Annotated in this window: 22 protein-coding genes; 10 read left to right on the top strand and 12 right to left on the bottom strand. The window is 46.0% G+C overall.

The genetic code is table 11. The features are described 5' to 3' along the window. Positions 1-2 precede the first annotated feature (2 nt). From R7V76_RS10715 to R7V76_RS10680, 8 genes are all read right to left on the bottom strand, one after another. Positions 3-1,160: a phosphoglycerate dehydrogenase gene (locus R7V76_RS10715; RefSeq protein WP_318092481.1), complete on the bottom strand. Its 1,158-nt coding sequence runs from the start codon at positions 1,158-1,160 to the stop codon at positions 3-5. Continuing rightward, positions 1,161-2,225 (bottom strand): 3-phosphoserine/phosphohydroxythreonine transaminase, encoded by a 1,065-nt coding sequence (serC, locus tag R7V76_RS10710; RefSeq protein WP_318092480.1) that lies wholly within the window; start codon positions 2,223-2,225, stop codon positions 1,161-1,163. It lies immediately after the preceding gene. Positions 2,226-2,421: 196 nt separating this feature from the next. Further along, positions 2,422-2,808 (bottom strand): nuclear transport factor 2 family protein, encoded by a 387-nt coding sequence (locus tag R7V76_RS10705; RefSeq protein WP_318092479.1) that lies wholly within the window; start codon positions 2,806-2,808, stop codon positions 2,422-2,424. Between the two features lie 88 nt (positions 2,809-2,896). Continuing rightward, positions 2,897-3,097 carry a cold-shock protein gene (locus R7V76_RS10700; protein WP_012370558.1) on the bottom strand — a complete coding sequence of 67 codons (201 nt, stop codon included), beginning with the start codon at positions 3,095-3,097 and terminating at the stop codon, positions 2,897-2,899. Between the two features lie 202 nt (positions 3,098-3,299). Then, positions 3,300-3,500, bottom strand: a complete 201-nt coding sequence (locus tag R7V76_RS10695; RefSeq protein WP_012370557.1) for a cold-shock protein — start codon at positions 3,498-3,500, stop codon at positions 3,300-3,302. Positions 3,501-3,702: 202 nt separating this feature from the next. Continuing rightward, entirely contained in the window at positions 3,703-3,903 is a 201-nt protein-coding gene (locus R7V76_RS10690) for a cold-shock protein (RefSeq protein ID WP_012370557.1), read from the bottom strand. Between the two features lie 375 nt (positions 3,904-4,278). Next, a complete protein-coding gene (locus R7V76_RS10685; protein WP_012370557.1) occupies positions 4,279-4,479 on the bottom strand; it encodes a cold-shock protein in 201 nt (66 codons plus the stop codon). Between the two features lie 282 nt (positions 4,480-4,761). After that, positions 4,762-5,016: a hypothetical protein gene (locus R7V76_RS10680; RefSeq protein ID WP_318092478.1), complete on the bottom strand. Its 255-nt coding sequence runs from the start codon at positions 5,014-5,016 to the stop codon at positions 4,762-4,764. A gap of 157 nt (positions 5,017-5,173) precedes the next feature. On the opposite strand from R7V76_RS10680, the gene R7V76_RS10675 reads away from it, so the two are divergent. The 4 genes from R7V76_RS10675 to egtD all read left to right on the top strand — a co-directional run bounded on the left by R7V76_RS10675 (position 5,174) and on the right by egtD (position 9,323). Further along, positions 5,174-5,716, top strand: a complete 543-nt coding sequence (locus R7V76_RS10675) for a GNAT family N-acetyltransferase (protein ID WP_318092477.1) — start codon at positions 5,174-5,176, stop codon at positions 5,714-5,716. Positions 5,717-5,967: 251 nt separating this feature from the next. Next, on the top strand, positions 5,968-6,951 hold the full coding sequence (gene guaC / locus R7V76_RS10670) for a GMP reductase (protein WP_318092476.1): 984 nt from the start codon (positions 5,968-5,970) through the stop codon (positions 6,949-6,951). A 137-nt stretch (positions 6,952-7,088) separates the two neighbouring features. After that, complete coding sequence (gene egtB, locus R7V76_RS10665; protein ID WP_318092475.1) at positions 7,089-8,360, top strand: ergothioneine biosynthesis protein EgtB; 1,272 nt, start codon at positions 7,089-7,091, stop codon at positions 8,358-8,360. Then, positions 8,361-9,323, top strand: a complete 963-nt coding sequence (gene egtD / locus R7V76_RS10660) for an L-histidine N(alpha)-methyltransferase (protein ID WP_318092474.1) — start codon at positions 8,361-8,363, stop codon at positions 9,321-9,323. It abuts the gene before it with no gap. Between the two features lie 94 nt (positions 9,324-9,417). Here the strand turns inward: egtD and R7V76_RS10655 are convergent, their stop codons facing one another. Together R7V76_RS10655 and R7V76_RS10650 are read right to left on the bottom strand one after the other, a co-directional pair. Further along, positions 9,418-9,738: a hypothetical protein gene (locus tag R7V76_RS10655; protein ID WP_318092473.1), complete on the bottom strand. Its 321-nt coding sequence runs from the start codon at positions 9,736-9,738 to the stop codon at positions 9,418-9,420. A gap of 118 nt (positions 9,739-9,856) precedes the next feature. Beyond that, positions 9,857-10,957, bottom strand: coding sequence for an NAD(P)/FAD-dependent oxidoreductase (locus tag R7V76_RS10650; RefSeq protein WP_290826447.1), 1,101 nt, complete (start codon positions 10,955-10,957; stop codon positions 9,857-9,859). A gap of 272 nt (positions 10,958-11,229) precedes the next feature. Between R7V76_RS10650 and R7V76_RS10645 the strand changes: the two genes are divergently transcribed. From R7V76_RS10645 to R7V76_RS10635, 3 genes are all read left to right on the top strand, one after another. Further along, complete coding sequence (locus R7V76_RS10645) at positions 11,230-11,778, top strand: hypothetical protein (protein WP_318092472.1); 549 nt, start codon at positions 11,230-11,232, stop codon at positions 11,776-11,778. 111 nt (positions 11,779-11,889) lie between these two features. After that, positions 11,890-12,846, top strand: coding sequence for a magnesium/cobalt transporter CorA (gene corA, locus R7V76_RS10640; RefSeq protein ID WP_318092471.1), 957 nt, complete (start codon positions 11,890-11,892; stop codon positions 12,844-12,846). Between the two features lie 13 nt (positions 12,847-12,859). Beyond that, positions 12,860-13,813 carry a LysR family transcriptional regulator gene (locus R7V76_RS10635; RefSeq protein ID WP_318092470.1) on the top strand — a complete coding sequence of 318 codons (954 nt, stop codon included), beginning with the start codon at positions 12,860-12,862 and terminating at the stop codon, positions 13,811-13,813. 56 nt (positions 13,814-13,869) lie between these two features. Here R7V76_RS10635 and R7V76_RS10630 read toward each other — a convergent pair whose 3' ends face one another. Both R7V76_RS10630 and R7V76_RS10625 read right to left on the bottom strand, forming a co-directional pair. Further along, positions 13,870-17,457, bottom strand: coding sequence for a dynamin family protein (locus R7V76_RS10630; protein WP_318092469.1), 3,588 nt, complete (start codon positions 17,455-17,457; stop codon positions 13,870-13,872). 261 nt (positions 17,458-17,718) lie between these two features. Continuing rightward, positions 17,719-19,176 (bottom strand): NAD(P)H-binding protein, encoded by a 1,458-nt coding sequence (locus R7V76_RS10625; protein ID WP_318092468.1) that lies wholly within the window; start codon positions 19,174-19,176, stop codon positions 17,719-17,721. A 199-nt stretch (positions 19,177-19,375) separates the two neighbouring features. On the opposite strand from R7V76_RS10625, the gene R7V76_RS10620 reads away from it, so the two are divergent. The 3 genes from R7V76_RS10620 (at position 19,376) to R7V76_RS10610 (ending at position 22,969) form a co-directional block, all read left to right on the top strand. Continuing rightward, positions 19,376-19,765 (top strand): hypothetical protein, encoded by a 390-nt coding sequence (locus R7V76_RS10620; protein ID WP_318092467.1) that lies wholly within the window; start codon positions 19,376-19,378, stop codon positions 19,763-19,765. A 268-nt stretch (positions 19,766-20,033) separates the two neighbouring features. Continuing rightward, entirely contained in the window at positions 20,034-21,392 is a 1,359-nt protein-coding gene (locus R7V76_RS10615; RefSeq protein ID WP_318092466.1) for a phenylacetate--CoA ligase family protein, read from the top strand. 230 nt (positions 21,393-21,622) lie between these two features. Next, positions 21,623-22,969: a phenylacetate--CoA ligase family protein gene (locus tag R7V76_RS10610; RefSeq protein ID WP_318092465.1), complete on the top strand. Its 1,347-nt coding sequence runs from the start codon at positions 21,623-21,625 to the stop codon at positions 22,967-22,969. Positions 22,970-22,995: the final 26 nt, after the last annotated feature.

Here is a 22,995-nt window from a genome sequence, read left to right as displayed (position 1 = left end):
CCTTAAAGTAATCTTGTTTTCAGTACACCGGGAATGCCGTTTAATGGTTCCAGTGAAATCGTTTCATCCAGATGGTTATCGATATCGATGATCGTGTAGGCGATACCATCCTTACTGCCGTTGATCATATTGGCAATATTGATTTGTTCTGTCGCAAGGACAGAGGCGATTTGACCGACCATGTTCGGAATATTTTGATGGGCGATTGTCAGGCGACGTTTACCGGCATATGGCAATTCGACAGATGGGAAGTTCACCGAGTTCCGGATGTTGCCGGTTTCAAGGAACAGCTTCAATTGATCAACAGCCATGATGGCACAATTTTCTTCTGCTTCCGCCGTTGATGCGCCGATATGCGGCAGTGGAATGACACGAGGAAGAGAAAGAATAAAGGCATTCGGAAAATCAGTAACGTAGTTAGATAACCGACCTGATTTCAACACTGTTGCCAAAGCCTGTTCGTCAATTAATTCACCACGGGAAAAATTGAGTAATGTTGCTCCTTGTTTGACTTTTCCGAGTAACCGTTCATCGAGCAGATGTTGGGTGGAATCAATCAACGGCAAGTGGAGTGTAATGTAATCACTTGTCGCGAGCAATTCTTCAAGATTGGTGACGCGGTGAACCTGATTCGAGACGCGCCATGCGGATTCGACGGACATATGTGGATCGTAGCCGGAAACCGTCATCCCGAGTTCGTGCAGTGTATTCGCTAAACTGGCCCCGATCGCACCGAGTCCGACGATGCCAATCCGTTTTCCGAGTAACTCCGTGCCGGCAAATTGTTTTTTGTTCGCTTCAATCCGTTCCGGGATGTCCGGTCCACGCAGGTTGTTGGTCCATAAGATACTGGGGATTAATTTCCGGGCAGTCAGGAACAAGCTTGCGATGACCAGTTCTTTCACGGCGTTGGCATTTGCGCCGGGGGTTGAGAAAACAGGAATTCCCCGATTCGCTAATTGGTCAAGCGGGATGTTGTTGACGCCGACGCCGGCACGGGCGACCGCTTTTAAGGAAGGCGGGAACTTCATGCCGTGTAAATCTTTACTGCGGACGAGAAAAGCGTCTGCGGCTTCGATGTCTTGTTTGACGACATAGTGGTCAGTGAAGCGTTTTAAACCTTTTTCAGACACGTCATTCCATAGTTGTACATGATGCATTTACCGTTCCCCCTGTTCGAATCGTTCTAATATGGCAATCAGGGCATCGACGCCTGCCGACGGCATTGCGTTATACAGACTGGCACGCATTCCTCCGACAGAACGATGTCCTTTTAAATTCACGAGCTGATGACGTTCTGCAAATTGCAGGAATTTTTCATCTAACTCCGTTTCACCGGTTGTAAAAGGAATGTTCATTCGACTTCGATCCTGTACAGCAACAGGATTTGAGAACAAGGCAGATTGGTCCAAATAAGCGTATAGGGAAGCGGCCTGCTCGCGGTTACGCTCGACGATTGTGTCGAATCCCTGCTCTTTGATCCATTCGAGAACCAGTTTCGTCAAATAGATGCTGTATGTGGGTGGTGTATTGTATAAAGAATGATGAGTAGCATGCATGTCGTACCGTAAATAGGATCCTAAGCGGTCCGGTGTTCGTTGTAACAGATCCTCATTTATGATGACAAGCGTCATACCGGCCGATCCAAGATTTTTTTGAGCCCCGGCATATATCACGTCAAACTGACTGACATCGATTGGTTCCGACAAGATGGAGGAGGAGAAGTCTGCCACTAACGGGACATCGACTGTCGGCACCGAAGTAAACGTGGTTCCTTCGAGTGTATTATTCCAGGTGATATGCAGGTAATCGGCGTCAGAATGGATTGCATCGGTCGGGATCGAACGATAGCGGTCCGCTTTTGAGGAGGCAACGATATTGGTCTGAACAAAAGCCTGGGCATCCTGTATCGCTTTTTGTGACCAACTTCCAGTATCAATGAAGTCGACGCGCTGACGGGCAGTCGCTAAATTAAGCGGTAACATGGAAAATTGAAGGGTTGCACCGCCTTGTAAAAACAAGACACGGTAATGATCCGGAATTTGGAGAAGCTCTCGAAGCAGAGACTCTGTCTCCTGAATGATATGTTCAAATAAGCCGGAACGGTGACTCAATTCTAAAACGGATTGTCCAGACCCTTGATAATTCAGAAGCTCGGATTGAGCTTTAAGTAAGACCGGTACCGGTAGGACTGCCGGACCGGCTGAAAAGTTAAATACAGTCATCGCATTCCGCCTCCAATAATTTTCAGAAAATATTCACAACTAAAGTGTAACGGAATGAAAACAGTTTATCAAACTTCATTTCGAGTATAGGATGAAGTTTCTGAAAGGGGAGGACAAATCAATCCGTGCATCAAAAAAGCCCAGCCCTCCTGAAGAGTGACTGGTCCGATCGGGAAATCCGTATAGTATATTGTTCTTAAGAAGGGTCAAGAGGCGTCAGCTGGTGAAAATGCCATTTCCATCCTTCGTTTGCCCAGTGATAAAGTGAAACACTTCGGAAGCGGCCGACGTACATGCTGCGACCGTATGAAAAATGATCTTCGACGATTTCCTGGACGAGAGCCGTCGTCTCGAAGACTTCGACCACCATCGACTCACTGACTTGATGACTCCATTGAATTTGGTCTGAATCGACATAATGATCGAGATACGTCTCAGCATCGAACTGCCGCCCCTGACCGTCAATGAATGAGAAATCATTTGAGAGCAACTGGTGCATCGCTTCTCGATTTCCTTCCATCAAATAAGCATGGCGTTCGCTCAAGAGTGTTTGCAGTTGAAGGTGTTTAGCTGATGGTTCCATGAATATCATCCTTTCTGTCTTAGAATGAACAGTCAGTTCAAAGAAAAATCAAATAAAAAAGACCCTGCAACAGCAGAGTCTTGGAAAATTAAAGTTTAGTAACGTTAGTTGCTTGCGGTCCGCGTTGGCCTTCTTCAACTTCAAACGAAACTTCTTGACCTTCGTCAAGTGATTTGAAACCGTCTGTTTGAATAGCTGAGAAGTGAACGAAAACGTCGTCGCCGTTTTCACGTTCGATAAAGCCAAAACCTTTTTCTGCGTTAAACCATTTTACTGTACCTTGTTCCATGTGTGTTGCCTCCTGCGTATGACTGAGCCATACTGATTATTACTACCGTGATCAATTTCATCGAGTCAAAAGTGTAACCTTTGTATCTCCACCGAACAACAATAATTACTTAATAATATACCATGTCCGGTTTGAAAAAGATAGGGGTAGGCGGAAAAGAATTAAAAAAGAGGAAACGCGGCTGCGTTTCCTCTCAGGAAAATTAAAGTTTAGTAACGTTAGTTGCTTGTGGTCCGCGTTGGCCTTCTTCAACTTCAAACGAAACTTCTTGACCTTCGTCAAGTGATTTGAAACCGTCTGTTTGAATAGCTGAGAAGTGAACGAAAACGTCGTCGCCGCTTTCACGTTCGATGAAGCCAAAACCTTTTTCTGCGTTAAACCATTTTACTTTACCTTGTTCCATGTGTGTTGCCTCCTGCGTATGACTGAGCCATACTGATTATTACTACCGTGATCAATTTCATCGAGTCAAAAGTGTAACCTTTGTATCTCCACCGAACAACAATAATTACTTAATAATATACCATGTCTGGTTTGAAAAAGATAGGGGTAGGCGGAAAAGAATTAAAAAAGAGGAAACGCGGCTGCGTTTCCTCTCAGGAAAATTAAAGTTTAGTAACGTTAGTTGCTTGTGGTCCGCGTTGGCCTTCTTCAACTTCAAACGAAACTTCTTGACCTTCGTCAAGTGATTTGAAACCGTCTGTTTGAATAGCTGAGAAGTGAACGAAAACGTCGTCGCCGCTTTCACGTTCGATGAAGCCAAAACCTTTTTCTGCGTTAAACCATTTCACTTTACCTTGTTCCATGTGTGTTGCCTCCTGCGTATGACTGAGCCATACTGATTATTACTACCGTGATCAATTTCATCGAGTCAAAAGTGTAACCTTCATATCTCCACCGAACAACAATAATTGTTCATAATATACCATGACGAGATAGAAAAAGATAGGGATAGGCAAAAAAGATTGAATTAACTTCATTTTACGCTTCGCTAAGAGGCGGAGGGTTCTTGAGTTATCCACCCGAGCGGTCGAAAATTGACGTGTCGTAAGACATGCTTTGCCCGAATATAAAAATACTCCCACTTGCACAGGGCTTGCCCGGAACATTGAGAAGTGGGAGTATTCTCGTCTGATTTCAATAAAAAAAGAGGATTCGCATCAGCGAATCCTCTAAGGAAATTAAAGTTTAGTAACGTTAGTTGCTTGCGGTCCGCGTTGGCCTTCTTCAACTTCAAACGAAACTTCTTGACCTTCGTCAAGTGATTTGAAACCGTCTGTTTGGATAGCTGAGAAGTGAACGAAAACGTCGTCGCCGCTTTCACGTTCGATGAAGCCAAAACCTTTTTCTGCGTTAAACCATTTTACTTTACCTTGTTCCATGTGTGTTGCCTCCTGCGTATGACTGAGCCATACTGATTATTACTACTGTGATCAATTTCATCGAGTCGAAAGTGTAAACTTTGTATCTCCACCGAACAACAATAATTGATTATAATGTACCATAATTAAATGGGAAAAGGAAGTAATAAACAAAAAAAGTAGAAGTTCTCCCTAAAATTATCAAACTGATCTTTAAAAGATAAAGGGATTTATTTGAATTTTTCGAATATCTATAACATTAATCATCTTCTACTATAGAAGAGTTGCATCGTAAAAGAAGAATCAATGAATCGGTTCGCGTTGCGAGCGAACTTGTTTCACGGCTTTGATTAAATAACCGTGAATGGATGGGTATTGGTTAGGACTTGTCCAGACATCCTGAAAGATTTGTCTTAAAGTAAGTTGAACTCTCTTTTCGTCATTTAACATACGTGTAAGGAGTAAGTATAAGGATTTCTCGTAACGGTCGTATAACGCTTCGAGAGCTTGCTTATTTTTTAATTCGATTTGTTTGAATAATTCTGTATCTGTACGCATGCTCTCCTCCTTGTCATCGTTTACATCCCCTCTGTAAACAGTTTGTTACTTATTCAGGTTTTTATATTTTTCCCGAAAAATGAATTATCAAACGCTTTAACTGTCTAAAGTTAAAGAATTATGAATTCATACTATTTTTTAATGGAGGAAATTAATCATGGGAACTATTTTTCTTCGCCCGTACCAGCTGTCAGATGCAGAACAGCTGCTCCAGTTAAACGTAAAAAATCAATTACATTTTGAGTACTGGATGCCGGTGAAACCGCAAGCAAATGCTTACACATTGAAAAAACAACAAGAACGGATCGAACAGATGATGGAAAACAGCTTGGCGGACCGTTCGTACGCCTTTGGAGTGTTTTTAACGGAAAACAATCAACTGATCGGTGATGTATCTGCTGTATTCGTCGAACGGTTTCCGGCAGAGACGTGTATGATCGGATACCAATTGGACCGGGAACATAACGGGAAAGGAATTATGGCAGAAGCGGTCCGGCAAGCCGCAAGAATTTTGTTTGAGACGTATCAGTTTCACCGGTTACGGGCAGAGGTCATGCCGGAAAATATCGGTTCCATCCGTGTATTGGAAAAAGTAGGGTTCAGAAGAGAAGGTCTTGCTAAAAAAAGTTTGTATATTAACGGGGCATGGGAAGATTTTATTTTATTTGCATTGTTGAAAGAAGAATTTTCATTCGATTGAAAGGATAGTGTTTAAGCTTTTTTTCACCTGTTGAAAAAGAGGATGGATTCTATTTTTATGAAAAACTCCTCGGAGATCGTTTTCGGAGGAGTTTTTTTAGTTTAAAAGACGAACATTAAATGAATTTAGAGTTAAAAAGTATGTTTTTTAGCGAAATGTTTTTGACAATCTTTTAATCGTTCGTTATAGTGTTATAGTACGAACGTTAAAGGTTTATTTATAAAAAATATTCGTTATTTGGGGTGTTAGTGATGGATGTAGTATTTGATTATGAAGATATTCAATTGATTCCAGCTAAATCGATCGTCGGAAGTCGTTCAGAGTGTGATACGACGGTTGAATTTGGAGGAAGACGCTTTAAATTACCTGTCGTTCCGGCCAATATGCAAACAATCATCGATGAAAAAATCGCAACTTTTCTGGCTGAAAACGGCTATTTTTATATCATGCACCGGTTCGAGCCGGAAACGCGACTGAACTTCGTTCGCGAGATGCAACAGCGGGGATTGATTGCTTCGATCAGTGTCGGAGTGAAAACGGAAGAATATACGTTCATCGAGACGTTGGCGCAAGAAGGATTGACACCGGAATATATCACAATTGATATTGCACACGGACACTCAGAAGCAGTCATCCGGATGATTCAACATATCAAACAAATACTGCCGGAAAGTTTTGTTATCGCAGGTAACGTCGGGACTCCGGAAGCTGTTCGCGAACTGGAACATGCCGGCGCAGACGCTACAAAAGTCGGGATTGGACCGGGGAAAGTTTGTATTACGAAAATCAAAACAGGTTTCGGTACCGGAGGCTGGCAATTAGCCGCATTAAGATGGTGTGCGAAGGCTGCTAGCAAACCAATCATCGCAGATGGTGGCATCCGGACACACGGAGACATTGCTAAATCCGTCCGTTTTGGAGCGACGATGGTCATGATCGGTTCCTTATTTGCCGGACACGAAGAGTCACCGGGTGAAATGCAGGAAGTCGACGGTTTACAGGTGAAAGAATACTTCGGATCGGCTTCTGAATTTCAAAAAGGTGAAAAGAAGAATGTTGAAGGTAAAAAAATGTTCGTTGAATTTAAAGGAAGTCTGTCTGATACCTTGATTGAGATGGAACAAGATCTGCAGTCGGCGATTTCCTATGCCGGCGGCAATAAATTGCAGGCCATTCGAACGGTTGATTATGTGGTGGTTAAAAATTCAATCTTTAATGGGGATAAAGTTTACTAAACAGATCGGAGTAAGGCCTATCCAAGGTCTTATTCCGATTTTTTTAGTAAACTATGAAAACGCTTACTTTGACTGATAATGGGTAAAGATAATGGTGTATATTTTCAGAATATTTCATAATAAAGGGAGTGGAAGCGTTGAGTCAGGAAACAACAACCTACTTAGCAGACAAATTTTATACAGTCCGAAACCAGACACTTACGTTGATTGAACCATTGGAGCAAGAGGACTTTGTGATTCAGGCAAGTTCCGACGTCAGTCCGCCGAAATGGCACATTGCCCATACGACATGGTTCTTTGAACGAATGATCCTTCAAGAGTATGCTGATACGTATCAAGTGTTTCATCCCGCATATAACTATTTATTTAACTCCTACTACAACTCGATTGGTCCTTACCAACCCCGTCACCAGCGGGGTGTGTTATCCCGTCCGACAGTCAAGGACGTCATTGCTTATCGTAAACACGTCGATCAGGCTGTCCTGACATTTTTACAGGAAGAACGGGACGCGTCGTTGCAACAGACGATCGAGCAATTGATTGAAATGGGGCTGCAACATGAACAGCAGCATCAAGAGTTGATTCTGATGGATGTAAAATATAATTTCTTTACCAATCCGTTGTTACCGGCTTATCAGACGCGTCAAGCCGAGCGTACTGCAACCGATCATTCTCCGTCACTTGAGTTTGTGCGATTTGAGGGTGGACTCATTGAAATCGGTCATGACAGTCACGGGTTTGCTTTTGATAATGAAAGTCCGGTGCATAAAGTCTGGCTCGAATCCTTTGAATTGGCGACACGCCCCGTCACCAATCGTGAGTTTTTGGCCTTCATCGAGGCCGGAGGATATGAGCAGTCCGAATATTGGCTGTCGGACGGTTTTCAAGTCGTCAAGCAACAACAATGGAAGGCACCTCTGTACTGGATGAAAGATCAACAGGGAGACTGGTCGATCTTTACATTAAACGGTGTTGAACCGTTGCAGTGGGATGAACCGGTGTGTCATGTCAGTTTTTATGAAGCGGATGCATACAGCCGCTGGTGCGGTAAACGTCTGCCGACAGAAGTCGAATGGGAATATGTCGGACGGCAAGTCGCTCAACGAGGAAACTTCATGGAACAGGAATCCTTTCATCCGCGTTCGGTTTCGGATGCGGACCACGCGATACACGGTATGTTTGGTGACGTCTGGGAGTGGACGGCGAGTGCCTATGCCCCGTATCCGAAGAGCCGCCCGCTCGAAGGCGCGCTTGGAGAATACAATGCCAAGTTCATGTGTAACCAAATGGTTCTTCGCGGCGGAGCGTGTGTGACCCCGGGTGACCATATCCGAGCGACGTACCGGAACTTCTTCCCGCCGGATAAACGTTGGCAGTTCAGCGGCTTCCGATTGGCGGGTGATCTATAAATGCGGCAACAGGTTGAAAGTTTTGATATGTATACGGATCAGCAGAACATGCTGCAGGAAGTGTTGAACGGCTTGGCGCAACCTCAAAAGATGTTGCAGGCAAAATATTTTTATGATCAGACGGGTTCCGAATTGTTCGAGCAGATTACACAACAGCCGGAATATTATTTGACGCGGACGGAAATCGATATTTTATCCGAGTACCAGTCCGCTATCGCAGATTGTATCGGTCCCGTTCATACCTTGATTGAGTACGGGAGCGGCAGCAGCCGTAAAATCAAAAGTTTACTCAGCTCCCTTCATCAGTTGGAACAATATATGCCGATTGATATTTCCAAAGATTTTTTAATTCAATCCGCGCATCAATTGTCGGAAGATTATCCGTCGCTCCGGATTAAAGCGGTTTGCGGCGACTATTCCGCGCCTTTACTTCTACCCGTCGAGGAGAAACAGAAAAAGGTGATTTTCTTTCCCGGTTCGACCATCGGGAACTTCCATCCGCAGGAAGCAGCCGACTTTTTACAACAGTCCAGTCAATTGCTGGAGAAGGGAGACGGCTTCCTGATCGGAATTGATACAAAAAAAGAAGACCATGTGCTTCATGCGGCTTACAACGATCAAGCAGGCATCACGGCTCAGTTTAACTTAAACATTTTACGGCATATCAACGGATCGCTCAACGGGACGTTTGACGTCGGCCTGTTCGAGCATGTCGCTTTTTATAATGAACGGCAGGGACGGATTGAAATGCATCTGAAAAGTCGAATCGATCAAATCGTCACGATTGCCGATCAGCGGTTTACCTTCAAAAAGGACGAAACAATTCATACGGAAAATTCCTATAAGTACAGTCAGGAAGAGTTTCAATGGTTGGCCAAACAAAACGGATTCACACCGATCAGATGTTTCACGGATCCGCACCATCATTTCAGCGTGCACTACTTGGAAAAAACACGGGTCTGATATCTGTCCGTTCGGAAACGAAAAAAGAAGGAATTGCGCATCTGTGATGGCGATTCCTTCTTTTTTTGAAGTCAGTCCGGCGGTTCAGACAGTGTTAACTCAAGCGACTGCCGTCAGGGATCGGATGTTCCGGACAGGCGAGTACCGGCATCAGACGATCCCGTGTCCCGAGTTCCAACACACGACCGGTCGTACCGGCAACGATGCCTGGAACGTTGAGCAGGATCAAAGCTTGTTTCCCGATGATTTCTTCATACTCGAACCGTGTTTCTTTCCAATCCAGAAAGACGGATTGCTGAAAATCTTCAAATACAACCGACAGGACTAAAAAGTCTGGTTGAGTGTCTGAAACGCGGAGGGAACGGATAGTGCCGACACGAATGTCTAACGCTTCAAATTGTTTAAGGGTCACCATAGCTTTTATCGGATGCACATCCAGGACTCCTTCATACGTCAAATTAAAAGAACGTTTGTTCTTATTTTGTAAAGGGTATATCTACTATACAGGTGATAATACGCAAACCGCGAACAGGTTATTGTAAAAGATAATCGTTCAAATCAATTTCTAGCTCTTGATCGAGTGCCAGTTTCGCCAACTCTTGACCGAGATACGGACCAATCGTTAGGCCAGAGGCACCGAGACCGTTAGCGACTAAAACATTCGGATGAGTCGCCAGTCTGCCGATGACAGGTAAGGAATTACTTGTATACGGGCGGAGACCAACACGCATCTCATTAATGTTGGCTTCTTCGAGTACCGGTGCAACGGGAATGGCGCGAGTCAACAAGGCGTACATGCCTTTGACGGTCGGCTGAAGGTTATAATCGAGTTGTTTTTCATGTGTCGAACCGAGGGCGAGTTTGCCGTCTTCGATCGAGACGAGATATAAACCACGCTGTCCCATGATGACAGGCCATTCTTTCGATTGGTCACTCGAGATATCCAGATGAAGAATCTGTCCTTTTTCGGCACGAATATCAAGTTTTGTCTGCAACGGTTCGAGTAATTCGTTGACCCAGACACCTGCAGTCAAGATGACCTGGTCGGCATAGTGGATGTCCTGACCGATTTGAACCCCTTGAACGTGACCGTCGACGACGACCAACGAGGCGTCTGCTTCAAGGACGGTAGCCGCGTGTTTAATCGCTCCGCGTTCCATGGCAGCCCGTAAGGCACGACCGTCGACACGAGCACCTCCTGAGACGAACAGAGCATCTTCGACGAACTCAATCAAAGGAAACATCGACCGGACCTGATCGGCCGTCAATCGTTCGATGCGTTGAATGGCCGGTGCTTCCGGGAAACGGTTTTCCGCAATCGTTTGCATTTTTTCGATTTTTGATGTTTCATGCAAGGCGATGGTTCCGACTTTCTGATAGCCTGTCGTTGTTTCGCCAAGCGCCTCCAGTTCCGGGATCAACGTATCGTAGTAATGTGCTCCGTTATTGGCGAGGCGGTACCAGGCTTTATTTCGTCGCTGTGTCATCCAGGGACAGATGATACCGGCTGCGACATGTGTGGCGCGTCCGGCTTCTTTCCGGTCGACAAGCAGGACAGTTGCCCCTTGTTTCGCTAAATGATAGGCGGTCGATGTTCCGAGGATTCCGGCACCGACAATGATGTGGCTGTACATGTTTTTTTCATCTCATTTCCAAAGTGATCTTTATCAAGTGTAAAGAAAAAAATCAAAATCGACAAATTTTGATGAGACAGCACATTATAAATATGGGGAATGATGGGAAAGTAAAACCTTTTGTCAAAATATTTCGTATACTCAATATAAACTAATATTTCACACGAAATAGACGGTTAGAAACGGTCCAATGAGGAAACATACCCTTATAGGCATCAGATCCCGACATCATCGACTCGAACATGTAGTCACCATTGAAGGAGGGGAAGGCAATGAACATTAGTCGCGCCATCGTACGCAAACGCTACACGGATCACACTTTGTTTTATTCTGCCATCCTAATTTGGAAGTTGCTCTTCTTCCTGCCCTTGCTCATGTATGTCAATAGTGGGTCGGACAACATTTTTCGTCTTTATTTCGTACCTTATTTGACGGTCATCGTTTTATTTCGTGTCATGACTTATTTTGCCACGTATAAAGCTTCCTTTATGGAAATGACCGAAATGGGATTATCCGTCTTTTTAATCATCGCCGATTTTTATTTAATTGCGTTGTTTGATGTACCGTTACCGTTCGGGATGATCATCATGCTGTTATCGATTTTACACTTTACAGCGGCGTTTAGTCGGTTCCGTTGGTTCCGCCGTCGATTATGGCTCAATCGTCATTTAGAGATTTTAAATTTTTTGACCGATCACGGGGAGACACCTGTCAAGATTGCTGTCGTTTCGGAAGATGAAATGCTTGTAACGACAAAAAGTGGTAAAGAATTTACGTATCGTCATGTCTATTGGAATGGCTTTTACTTTGAACGGGGATAAAGGGAAAGACTGTAGCGCTTGGTTAAGTCTACAGTCTTTTTTTTATGGAAATCGAGCGGGATGTTTGCGATACTGTGTGGATAAACCGTAATGAAAAGAAGGGGAATGTTTATGATACGCTGTCTAATGGTGACGACAGACCATCAAGTTTTAGTGGATGATGGCTTAGATCGTCTTCATGCACCCGATATTAAATGGTACTTTGTCGATTTTAATCAACCGACGGAACAAGAAAAACAACAGTTGGTATCCGCCTTTGACTTTCATCCGTTGGCTCTCGAAGATTGTTTTCAATACTTACAGCGTCCGAAGCTGGAATATTACGACGGATACAGTTTTTTTGTGTTGCATGCTCTTGATACGGAGTCATTGAAGGGAAAAGAAATCAACCTGTTTGTCAATGAGAACTATGTGGTTTCATATCATGAGGAGCCATCGAGTGAAATTGATGTGGTGTTCCAAGCTTTCCAGCGCGTACATAATAATTCCGAACACTGGACGATCGAGATTGTACATAAAATCATGGATAAAATCGTCGATGGTTATTTTCCAATCGTTCATGCGTTAGAAGACAAAATTTTTGCGCTGGAAGGTCGATACGAGCAACGCGGGAATGATAAACGGATCATGGAAGAGATCTTTGAGATTCGGTCCGATTTATTAGTCGTCGCCCGAACGCTCTTACCGATGCGGGATTTGTTGTACCGGGTCGTTGAATCCCGGCGACTTGCGATTCATGCCAACAAAAAAGCATTTTTCCAGGATATTTATGATCATCTGCTTAAACTCAACGAAATGATTGAGTATAACCGGGAGATGACCTCCGAATTCCGGGATAATTTCATTTCCCTCAACTCGTACCGGATGAATAATATCATGAAAACATTAACGATTTTTACAACCATCTTCATGCCGTTAACGTTTATTGCCGGCATCTATGGGATGAACTTTGAACATATGCCGGAACTCGCGACACGTTTTGGTTATTTCTTTACACTCGGGGGTATGGCAGTCATTGCGCTGGGGATGATTATGTATTTTAGAAAAAATCATTGGTTTGATGAGTAGAGGGGGAAGTAAGATGGATATCCGGCAATTGACATTTTTTACGACGATTGTAGATCATTCCTATAATTTAACGCGGGCATCCAAACATCTGCATATTTCGCAACCGGCGCTCAGTCAACTGGTGCGGGAATTTGAAGAGTTAGAGCAAGTAGAGTTATTTTTGCGTCATCACGGACGATTAACCGGTCTGACGGACGCTGGACAACAATTTTATGAGGATGCCCTCAGTGTCCTGCACGGACATCGACAAATGATGGAACATCTTCATGAACGGTCACGTGTCATCCGCGGGAAAGTCCGGCTCGGGATTCCGCCGGTCATTTTGCCCGTCCTTTTTTCGCAACTGATTCCGAAATTGATGGCGGAACATCCCGGGATTGAGCTGGAAATTATTGAAGAAGGCGCTTTTGAATTGAAGCGCCGTCTGTTGCTCGAAGAACTGGACCTGGCGATTTTGATTGAACCGGGGGAGTCCTACGGCATCGAACGGTATCGATTGATTGAAGATGAGGTCGTCGTTGCGGTCAGACCGAGCCATCCGTTAAGCGAAGCCAAGAGTGTCTCTTACCGTGAACTCGCAGCGGAACCTTTGGTCATTCTTAATGATAGCTTCATGTTGCATCATCAGATTTTATCGCAGTTTCGGCATGTGCAAGTCGAACCGCAGATCTTTTTTACTTCCGGTGCATGGGACTTATTGATTGGTATGGTTCAGGAACTTGACGTCGTGTCGATTTTACCGGAACCGATTCTCCGGTTTCATCATGCCGAAGACATCCGGATCTTACCGTTTGACCCGCCGATGTTATGGGACGTCTCGTTAAATCATTTAGCAGGAGTCGAGCAACGTCCGCTCGTGCGTCACGTCCAGGACTATGTCTTACATTATTTTAAATCCTATTGGCCGCATCCCTCCGATCGCGGTACAAGCGTTAAAAAGAACCCGGATCAGTCACCGCTTCTGTAAGAAGTGGATCTGATTCGGGTTCTTTGTGTAGGAACGGGTCTGCTCGTGAAGAAAAATTAAACAGTTTGATTCAGATGGCTGATGCTGGCGTGAGCTTGTTTGAATTGTTCCAGATGGTCGGTGGTCGCCAAGCTAGTTCGTTCCATCTCGATTTGTTTATGCAATGTTTCGGAAATCCGGGCATACATCTCGTCGAGCAGACGGGCGACATGTTGCTGCGCGAGTTCGCGCAACTGCTGTTCCTCCGTTTCCAGATAAGAGGTCGCATCCGGTTTTGTCAACTGAATCAAAGCATCTTTCAGTTGTTCCTTTTCATTGCGTTCAAAAAAGGCTTTTGGATTACGGAAATACTGTTTCACGGACTGATACGGCGTCGCATCCTGGAACGGTCCTTCGAAATGGACGGACGTCATCGCCGGCGCTTCGAATGGGGACAGTTGGAAAGAGGGATTCAACTTCACTGCATACCGTTCCTCTTCCTGGAAACGTTGAACGAGCGCAGCTTTGATCCAGCCGTCAATCCGGAAGTGGGTTACACGTAATTCTTGTTCAAAATCATATTTCAAAAAGCCGAGCAGCTCGACAAGCGCTTCCTGCAACGCCTGCTGTTTTGTGGCATTCGCAAAGCGGACGGGATGATATGCTTCCTTGAAGAAGTCAGGAAAACGGTAATAGATCCGTTGGTTGACATGATGCAGCAACTCGTGAATTTCCGCGAACAACGCATGACGAAGTAAATCGGTCCTTGGATCTGAAAAGTGTGCTTCAATCGTCCGCTTCAGGTCATCCAGTTCTTCGAGACGTGTTTCTTTACGGGCGATGTTGAACTCGGTCTGCTCCATCATTTGACGTAACCGGTGGACGGTTTTCTCCGTTTCCTCCGACAATACTTGGACAGCCAGTCCTTTCAGATCCCGTTCCAAAAACTGATGGAAGGCGTCTTCGAAGACAGGAAGACCCGAGTCGAGCGCACGGTCCGTCTGTTTCTCTGCCAATGCCTGAAGGCTGGAGACGCCGAACAGACGAGGGGCCCGAATGCCGAACCGTTGTAGTTCCGTCTCGACATACTGCAGGACCGCTTGTTTTTCGCTCTCGTTTTGTGCGAGGTCAATCGCATTGACGATGAAAAACATCTTGTCCAGTTCGAAGGCATCCTTGACACGGCCGAGCTGAATCAGAAACTCCCGGTCGGCACGGGCGAACGCGTGATTAAAATACGTCACGAATAAGATCGCATCCGCATCTTTGATGTAGTCAAACGCGACATCCGTATGACGGGCATTGATCGAGTCGGCACCCGGCGTATCGACCAATGTAATCCCGAGACGGGTCAACGGGCTGTCGAAGTACAAATCGATGACATCAACGAAGCAACTGAGGTGCTCTTTTGCGACGTAATCGGTGAACGTCGTTTGATCGACTGTTTGTGTTGTTCCGACGAACGGCGCAACAGTCGGATAACCGGTTAAAAAGGCCCGTAAGAAAGAAACATCCCGTAATGTGTGTGCCGGCTGGGATTCAATCCAATCCGCCGCTTCTTTCAAAGAAGGAACAGTGACGTCGAACGCCTGGAGGAGAGCGTTTAATTCAGCAACGAGTTCCTGCTCCGTCTTAAAGCAGATGGTCGCCGTCCCGTGCGGATGTGCCGCACTGACGGGATTAATCCGGTTAATCGAAGCCGTCGTCGGATTAGGTGAGACAGGCAAGACCGGTTGTCCGAGCAGCGCGTTGCAAAAAGATGACTTCCCGGCGCTGAACGCACCGAACAAAGCAATCGTAAAGGTACTCGAAGCGACCCGCTTCAGTTTGTCTTGCAAGTAGGCGACCGTTTCTTCAAATCCGGGAACGGACGACAAAATCGTTTGAATCTGGTGCATTTCTTCCGGCGTATAGGCACGTGTGTCCTCGACATCGGTTGACCGAACCGCTTCTGCCGCGACGGCGACTTCCTCCAGCGTTTCCTGCGGTTGGAACGGGATTAACGCTTGCTCGGCCTGAATCAGTTCCTGTTGCCAAAGCATGACCTGTTGTTTTGCAGTTTGCAATTGCTTATCCGTCGGTGAGTCGGCCTGTTCGAGATACGTGTTTAAAACTTTCCGGGCTTCGGCTTCGGCTTTCAATAAGTCACATTTTTGACGTAAACGGGTTTGTTCTGTCAGCACCTCTTGTTTGACGCTGCCGTCTGTTTGTTCGAGTTCCGCTCGAATTCCGTCCCGCCAGCGGTTCGTCTCTTTCGTATACCAGTCAGCCGTCAGACTGACGACACGATTCGTAAACTGGAGGACGGATTCACCGGTAATCGTAATGCCTTCCTGGACAGCATCCTCGATGACACGAAGCGGTGGATCAAGTGGATAGTTGTCGATCTGCATCGTATGCTGATCAGTTAAGATACCGGCTTCCGCCAACGATTGTTTCATCAATTTCCGAAGATGCAAGGCAATTTCGGATGTCGTGACGGATTGATACGCCCGCAAGAGTTCGTCTGCTACCTGTTGCTGGGTGGACTGTGTCTTTTTCGCACTTCTGAAGAACCCGACTTTAAAGGACGCTTGTCGTGTCTCTAAAAAAGTCCGCATTTTCTCGCGAAGTTCAAACGGCATCAAAGTGGCATTTCGCAACAAACTTTCCCGGTGCTGTGAAAACCGGCTGACCCATTGTTCTGGAGCCATCAGTTCGAGTTGCAAATCCAATTGGTGCAGCTGTTCAAGCAATGCGTCCGATTGTTGCCGTTCTGCCGGTGTCAATCCTTCATTTGTCGATTCGGCGGCTTCCTCGATTCGTGTTTCGAGGTACGCCACGTGTTCGGCATGTAAGGATTCCAGTGTAGTGGCTGCTGATTGCAACAGTTTCGGTTGAACGTCCCGGATGCTGTGATCGACGAGTTCTTTAACGGTCTGGAAGTCATTTTCCGGATGATCTGCTTCCCGTAAGCTCGTAAAGAAGATCCCTTTTGGTTCCACGCCATGGGCAGCAAACGACTGGATGACGGAACGCTTAAAGGCGGTAAAAGATAATTCACTGGACTGGTGTTTATCGATTTGATTAACGATTAAATATAGTTCAGGTACGGAAGTCAACAATTCACGAGTGACGGTGAAGTTCAACTCGGACTGGACATGGTTGTAGTCCATGACATAAAAAATCAAGTCAGCCAGGTGTAAAGCGGACTCGGTGGAAATCCGGTGGGCATCATCGACGGAATCGACACCCGGTGTATCCATTAAAACAAGTCCTTGCGGTAAGTTTGAGCCGGCATGGGTGATATCAATCCGTTCAACGGTACCGTCACGTCCTAACGTCTCGAGATGAGGTAAATCGGCCGCTGCCAGCTTTACGGCAGGGCGGTCGTGAAAATGGATGATGGCGGCATCCTGTTCTTCCCGGCGTAATGTGACGATGTTGGCACTGGTCGGAATCGGACTGGTCGGTAAAATCGACTCTCCGGTCAGTGCATTGATCATGCTTGATTTCCCGGCTGAAAAATGACCGGCAAAAGCAATCGTAAATTCGCGTTTTAATAATTTCTCGGAAAATTTATTTAACTTGTCGAGCCGGAGTTGATCCGACGAGGGTTGAATCAATGTCGTGAGAAGCGCGGTCGCTTCAATGTGATTCGTTAACCGTTCTTCAAATGAGCGCATGCGTGTGAAACCCCTTTCTTACAATCCAGTTTTAGTGTATCACGCTTATTTTGGTTCCGTCATCTGTTCATCGGTAAGTTCCGCAATCACGCAACAGGCAAGACGTTAAAACTTACGGATTCCGTAAAATGCTATATGATAATAACAGACTGATCACCAAACGATCCGTCGAAAACCCGGGTGGTGAAAAGTCATCAAAAAAGACTGAATTCCCGTTTCCTTGGGAATTCAGTCTGGTAGAAAATCTGAGTTTGTTTACAATCAAGCGTTTGTTTCCGGGACAATCATATCCGACTCGTCAGGAGCGTGTTCCGTCGTCTGCATCAGACGGAGAAGGTGGAGCTTAAACAGGTACATGACGAGCAGATGAATGTTGGCTTGCGTCGATTTGTAAATAATCCACGGTAAAGCCGGTACATACTCATGAATGGCAATCAGGCACTCCTGGGATCCGGGAATCTGTCGGAATTCAATCCGTCCTTTGCTGCCTTCCTGAACTTGCGCAAACAGTCCGCCGGTAATCCGGTACGTAGCTTGCTCGGCATCCTGAAACGGCTCTTTCGTCAATTCGAGAAGCGGTGCATCGAGAAACGGCACTTGAATCTTTACGACGGTCTCGTTCGCAATAGTCGAAGTGAGGAACGGCTTGGCGAAAGAGGAGAGCCAAGACACATAGTTATCTGCTGCCCAGTTGGCATCGCGTCCTTCCGGCAGACGGACACGCTGAACGGACCGGACATCGAGCACCTCGTCTTTTTCTTTTTTGGACGAATGACCCGATTGTTTTTTCTGATCCTTTTCCTTCTGCTCTTCTTTTAACGCCATCCGAACGGATTCCTCGAATGTGACTTTCCCATCGCTGATGCCGTCCACCATTTTATCCGGATCTGCGACCATCTCGTGTACCATGCTCTCGACGAGCGGATAGACCGTCTCCTTCGGCTCCCCGGAAACTAACGTCACCCAAAGGCGGGACAGTTTGACTGTCATTAACGGAATATCGAACGTCGGTTGGTTTTTCCCCATGACTTCGGCCGTTTTCAAAATCATTTCTTTATACGTCATCGATTTCGGACCGCCGATATCGATGGCACGGTCTTTTAAGTCTTCCCGTCCGACGCTTGATCCGAGGGCATGGATGACATCCGGCAATGCAACGGGATGCGTCTGATTCCGTGTCCATTCCGGCAACAACATGACGGGAAGCCGTTTGACGAGCTTCGATAAGATCGGGAAGGAAGAACCTTTTGGACCGACGATCAACGCAGCCCGGATGGTCGTTACGGGAGTCCCGTAAGCACCAAGCACACGTTCCACTTCCAAGCGGCTTTTTAAATGGCGGGACAAGTCCTCCGTCTCTTCCGGAATGATACCGCTCAGGTAGACGATTTGCTGAATGCCGTTTTCTTTGGCGGCACGCGCATAATTGTCCGCTAAAATCAAGTCCATATCTTCGAATGAGCCCTGTGTCAGTTTAGCCGACGGCATCATCGAATGGACCAGATAGATGGCGATATCCGCGCCTTGTAACCCGTCAATGGTATCATTCAGCGAAAACAAATCACACGAGCGCCACTCGACATGGTCTTCATCATCCTTGTCATCGCCGTTTCGGGATAAGGCGATGACATCATATTTTTTCTTGAGCTCGTTTAAGAGATTATGTCCGATATATCCGGTTGCACCTGCAAGTGCCAGCCGTTTGCGTGTTTGAGTCATGTGTTTTCCCCCTCGATTAACGTTACTTGTTGAATTTACCCGAATCAATCTGTTCGTAATCCCTTCGGATATTTTCAGGAAATAACAGGCTTGAGGCATAAAAAACAGGGAAAAGGAAAAATAGACCGAATAGGAGTGGTGACATCCACCAACTTCCATGTACATATTACTTCATTTCTACTTTAAGGAGAGGGCGAAGATGAACGCAGTCTGTTTCTTAGATGAGCAACACCAGAAGCGGTACCAGATGATTTTAAAACGTTTGAGTTCGCGGAATCGTGTGAAACCGCCGTTTCAAGCCGTTTTGTTTCTGGCGACGGGAAATTTACAATTGATGCAATTATTCAGTGATTACTTTTTCCCGGAAACGGGTGAGTTTTTTTATCAGGAAATGTTGGCGGAATCGATTGATGACCGGATGATTGACGTGGAGCGTCAACTTCTTGTGCAATTGTATAACGGGCGGACGACAGTGACTGTGATCGAAATCATCGATCAGTTGAGTCCGACGGAATTGAAGTTGGCACTCGGAGCCATTCAGGTAAGGATGTTTGGAACAGATGAAGAGGCGGGACGGCGTCAAACGTAACCGGAATTCGAACGAAGGAGAAGAGGTTGAAAGCAGCCTCTTCTTTTATTTTTTACTGAAAACGATAAAGAAAAGATAATAACGAGAATTTTATTAAAAGATGTTTGTGACATAAGTTTATTATCATAAAACGGTATCCGAATAAAAGCTAAGCTTGTTTACTAAGATTTGATTGAACCGCCGAATCACTGGAAATAAGATGTAAGTAACAGGAAATGGATAACGGCTCAACTGAAATTTCTGACTGAGATGTGAGAGGAGTGGACGTATGCAACTCAAGCAATCGATTTACTTTCATTCACCGATTTTTCTTCAAAATATCTTAACGACGATTTATGGTCGTGTGCTGTATCAGGAACGATATGGTCCGGTTTATCAGAAACGGTTACAGGAGTTGAAGGAAAAAGAACGTTTTCAGACGAATGCGCAGACGGAACAGTTGGCACGTCTGAATCAATTTCTATTGTTTTGCCAGACGTACAGCCCTTACTATCAAGAACTGTTCGAGCAATACCGGATCACTTTACCGCTTGAAACATTAGACGAACTAAAACAGATTCCGGTTTTAAGCAAGGAAATCCTCCGGACACGGAATGCAGACGTGCATGCTAAAATCCGGGCGCCGATCCTCGGAAAAACGGGCGGAACGACGGGGAAGTCGATTCAAGTCCATTACACAAAGGAAGACATGCAGATCCGGATGGCGCACCTCGATTATTTTAAGTGGACACACGGGATTGAACGCGGCATGCGGCGCGCCAGCTTTACGGGACAGACGCTGGCGGCAGAATCACAGAAAGCACCTGTTTACTGGCGGATGAATAAAGCCATCAATCAGATGCTGTTTACGATCAAAAACATTAATCCGCAAACGGCAGCCTTGTATATCGAACAACTGAACCGATTTAATCCGGAATCGATTGACGGTCTTCCTTCAGGTATGATTGAAGTGGCCCGCCATGCCAAAAAGTACAATATTCGGTGTACGTTCCGACCGAAGGCGATTTTCCCGACAGCGGAAATGATGACGGCGGCGGAACGCCAATTGATTGAAGAAGTATTTCATGCGCCGATTTTTGATCAATACGCATCGTCAGAGGGAGCGCCGATTGTCGCAGAATGCCGTTACGGAAAAAAACACCTTCACTATGAAATGGGCATCATCGAGGTCGAAGAAGATGGTCAGATTCTCGTGACGAGTTTTGATACCCACGGCACGCCGCTCGTCCGGTATCGTGTCGGGGACCGAATGACGTTAAGTGAAACGACGTGCCAGTGCGGACACGCCGGTCCGGTTATCGCATCCATTGACGGACGGGGACGAAGTTTTATTCAGCTGAAAAACGGTCATCGGATTTTTGAAGGAGAACTGGCCGGGATCGTCCGGGCCTTCCCGAACTGTATTGAACGGGTCCAGTATATCCAATCCGACAAAGAAGAAATCGTCATGCTGTATGTACCGGACGAACGTTGTTTCAAAGAAGAACATGAAAAAGAACTGTACTTCGTCTTAAAACGTTTGTTCGGCGGACAAATGGAAGTGTTGTTACGGGCAGTGCCGGAAATTCCGAAAGAAATCAGCGGGAAAACATTATTGATCAAACAACTGTTACCGGAAACGAGTTGAAAAACCGACTATACGATGCGAGCAGACTCCCTTTATTTTCAAAAAGGTCGTCTGCTTTTTTGATGTCTTTGCAAAAAAAGAGGGAGTTTGCTAAAGAAGGAAAAAAATCGAAGTGAAAGTGAAGTACGGTAGATTTTGTCATGTGATTGTCAGAATGCCAACGTAAGCTGAACCTATTAAGAATATATTCAGTGAAGGCGTCGAGTCGTTGTTCGAAAGGACGTGCGCAGATGGGAATCAAAGAGCAAGTCTATCTGTATTCACCGGTGTTCATGCAAAATCTTCTCACCACCTTGTATGGCTATCGACTTCAACGGGAACGGTATGGACCGGTGTACCAAACACGATTTCAGGAATTAGCGGACAAATTAGAAAAATCGATTGATGTGGAACGGGATCAATTGGCGCGTCTCAATACGTTTTTGCTGTTTTGCCGGCAACATAGCCCCTATTACAACACGCTGTTTAAAGACTTGAATCTGCAACTGCCTTTTCGAACGTTAACGGAGCTCCGGCAGATTCCGTCACTTGAAAAGGAGACGTTACGGCAACAAATCGAATCGATTCGTACGGATCTCTATGCACCGATTCTCGGGAAAACAGGCGGTACGACAGGAAAGTCGATTCAAGTCCGGTATACAAAAGAAGACATGCAGGTACGGATGGCGCATCTCGATTTTTTTAAAGCGACCCATGGTGTCCAAAAGGGGATGCGCCGGATCAGTTTTACAGCGCAGGCGCTCGTTTCGGAACGGCAACAAAAACCTGTCTACTGGCGGATGAACCATTCGCTGAATCAACTGCTGTTCACCGTCAAGAAACTCAGTCCTGAAACGATGACTGCTTATTTGGAGGCAATCGACCGGTTTGATCCGGAATCGATTGACGGGTTGCCGTCAGCGATGATTGAGCTCGCCTACCATGCCAAACGAATCGGCATGGAGTTGCAGTGCCGGCCGCGCGCTATTTTTCCGACGGCAGAGATGATGACCGCGACGGAACGGAAACTAATTGAAGACGTCTTTCACGCGCCGGTGTTTGATCAATATGCCTCATCGGAAGGGGCACCGATCGTTTCCGAGTGCCGTTTCGGAAATAAACATCTGCACTACGAGATGGGCATCATTGAAATTGAACCGGACGGGCAAATTCTTGTCACGAGCTTTGATACCCACGGGACTCCGCTCGTCCGTTACCGGGTTGGGGACCGCATGACGAGCAGCGGCAAAACCTGTTCCTGCGGCCATCCGGGTCCCGTAATCGATTCAATTGAAGGTCGGGGACGGGGGTATATCGTCAAACAAAACGGACAAAAGGTTTTTGAAGGTCAGTTATCCAGTTTGGTCAAAGTGTTGCCGAATAGCGTCGAACGGGTTCAATATATCCAAAACAGTGAACGGGACATTACGTTTTTATATATTCCGGACCGGACCCGTTTTTTATCGGAGCATGAAGAACAGCTGTACCGGTTTTTAAAGACTTTACTCGGTTCCGAGATGAACGTCTCGTTACGTGCCGTCGATAACATTCCGCGTGAAGTCAGCGGCAAGACGCTTTTGGTTAAACAGTTGATGTAAACGGAACACGGATCCAGTTGAGGATC

It is taken from the genome of Exiguobacterium artemiae (assembly GCF_033342815.1).
Lineage (GTDB): Bacteria > Bacillota > Bacilli > Exiguobacteriales > Exiguobacteriaceae > Exiguobacterium_A > Exiguobacterium_A artemiae_A.
Note: the sequence above shows the minus strand (reverse complement) of the source record. Positions and strands in the feature narration are given on the sequence as shown.

Excerpts from the sequence above, each read along its gene's own strand:
- R7V76_RS10715 (WP_318092481.1), bottom strand. The coding sequence starts at position 1,160 with ATGCATCATGTACAACTATGGAATGACGTGTCTGAAAAAGGTTTAAAA.
- serC (WP_318092480.1), bottom strand. The coding sequence starts at position 2,225 with ATGACTGTATTTAACTTTTCAGCCGGTCCGGCAGTCCTACCGGTACCG.
- R7V76_RS10705 (WP_318092479.1), bottom strand. The coding sequence starts at position 2,808 with ATGGAACCATCAGCTAAACACCTTCAACTGCAAACACTCTTGAGCGAA.
- R7V76_RS10700 (WP_012370558.1), bottom strand. The coding sequence starts at position 3,097 with ATGGAACAAGGTACAGTAAAATGGTTTAACGCAGAAAAAGGTTTTGGC.
- R7V76_RS10695 (WP_012370557.1), bottom strand. The coding sequence starts at position 3,500 with ATGGAACAAGGTAAAGTAAAATGGTTTAACGCAGAAAAAGGTTTTGGC.
- R7V76_RS10690 (WP_012370557.1), bottom strand. The coding sequence starts at position 3,903 with ATGGAACAAGGTAAAGTGAAATGGTTTAACGCAGAAAAAGGTTTTGGC.
- R7V76_RS10685 (WP_012370557.1), bottom strand. The coding sequence starts at position 4,479 with ATGGAACAAGGTAAAGTAAAATGGTTTAACGCAGAAAAAGGTTTTGGC.
- R7V76_RS10680 (WP_318092478.1), bottom strand. The coding sequence starts at position 5,016 with ATGCGTACAGATACAGAATTATTCAAACAAATCGAATTAAAAAATAAG.
- R7V76_RS10675 (WP_318092477.1), top strand. The coding sequence starts at position 5,174 with ATGGGAACTATTTTTCTTCGCCCGTACCAGCTGTCAGATGCAGAACAG.
- guaC (WP_318092476.1), top strand. The coding sequence starts at position 5,968 with ATGGATGTAGTATTTGATTATGAAGATATTCAATTGATTCCAGCTAAA.
- egtD (WP_318092474.1), top strand. The coding sequence starts at position 8,361 with ATGCGGCAACAGGTTGAAAGTTTTGATATGTATACGGATCAGCAGAAC.
- R7V76_RS10655 (WP_318092473.1), bottom strand. The coding sequence starts at position 9,738 with ATGGTGACCCTTAAACAATTTGAAGCGTTAGACATTCGTGTCGGCACT.
- R7V76_RS10650 (WP_290826447.1), bottom strand. The coding sequence starts at position 10,957 with ATGTACAGCCACATCATTGTCGGTGCCGGAATCCTCGGAACATCGACC.
- R7V76_RS10645 (WP_318092472.1), top strand. The coding sequence starts at position 11,230 with ATGAACATTAGTCGCGCCATCGTACGCAAACGCTACACGGATCACACT.
- corA (WP_318092471.1), top strand. The coding sequence starts at position 11,890 with ATGATACGCTGTCTAATGGTGACGACAGACCATCAAGTTTTAGTGGAT.
- R7V76_RS10635 (WP_318092470.1), top strand. The coding sequence starts at position 12,860 with ATGGATATCCGGCAATTGACATTTTTTACGACGATTGTAGATCATTCC.
- R7V76_RS10630 (WP_318092469.1), bottom strand. The coding sequence starts at position 17,457 with ATGCGCTCATTTGAAGAACGGTTAACGAATCACATTGAAGCGACCGCG.
- R7V76_RS10625 (WP_318092468.1), bottom strand. The coding sequence starts at position 19,176 with ATGACTCAAACACGCAAACGGCTGGCACTTGCAGGTGCAACCGGATAT.
- R7V76_RS10620 (WP_318092467.1), top strand. The coding sequence starts at position 19,376 with ATGAACGCAGTCTGTTTCTTAGATGAGCAACACCAGAAGCGGTACCAG.
- R7V76_RS10615 (WP_318092466.1), top strand. The coding sequence starts at position 20,034 with ATGCAACTCAAGCAATCGATTTACTTTCATTCACCGATTTTTCTTCAA.
- R7V76_RS10610 (WP_318092465.1), top strand. The coding sequence starts at position 21,623 with ATGGGAATCAAAGAGCAAGTCTATCTGTATTCACCGGTGTTCATGCAA.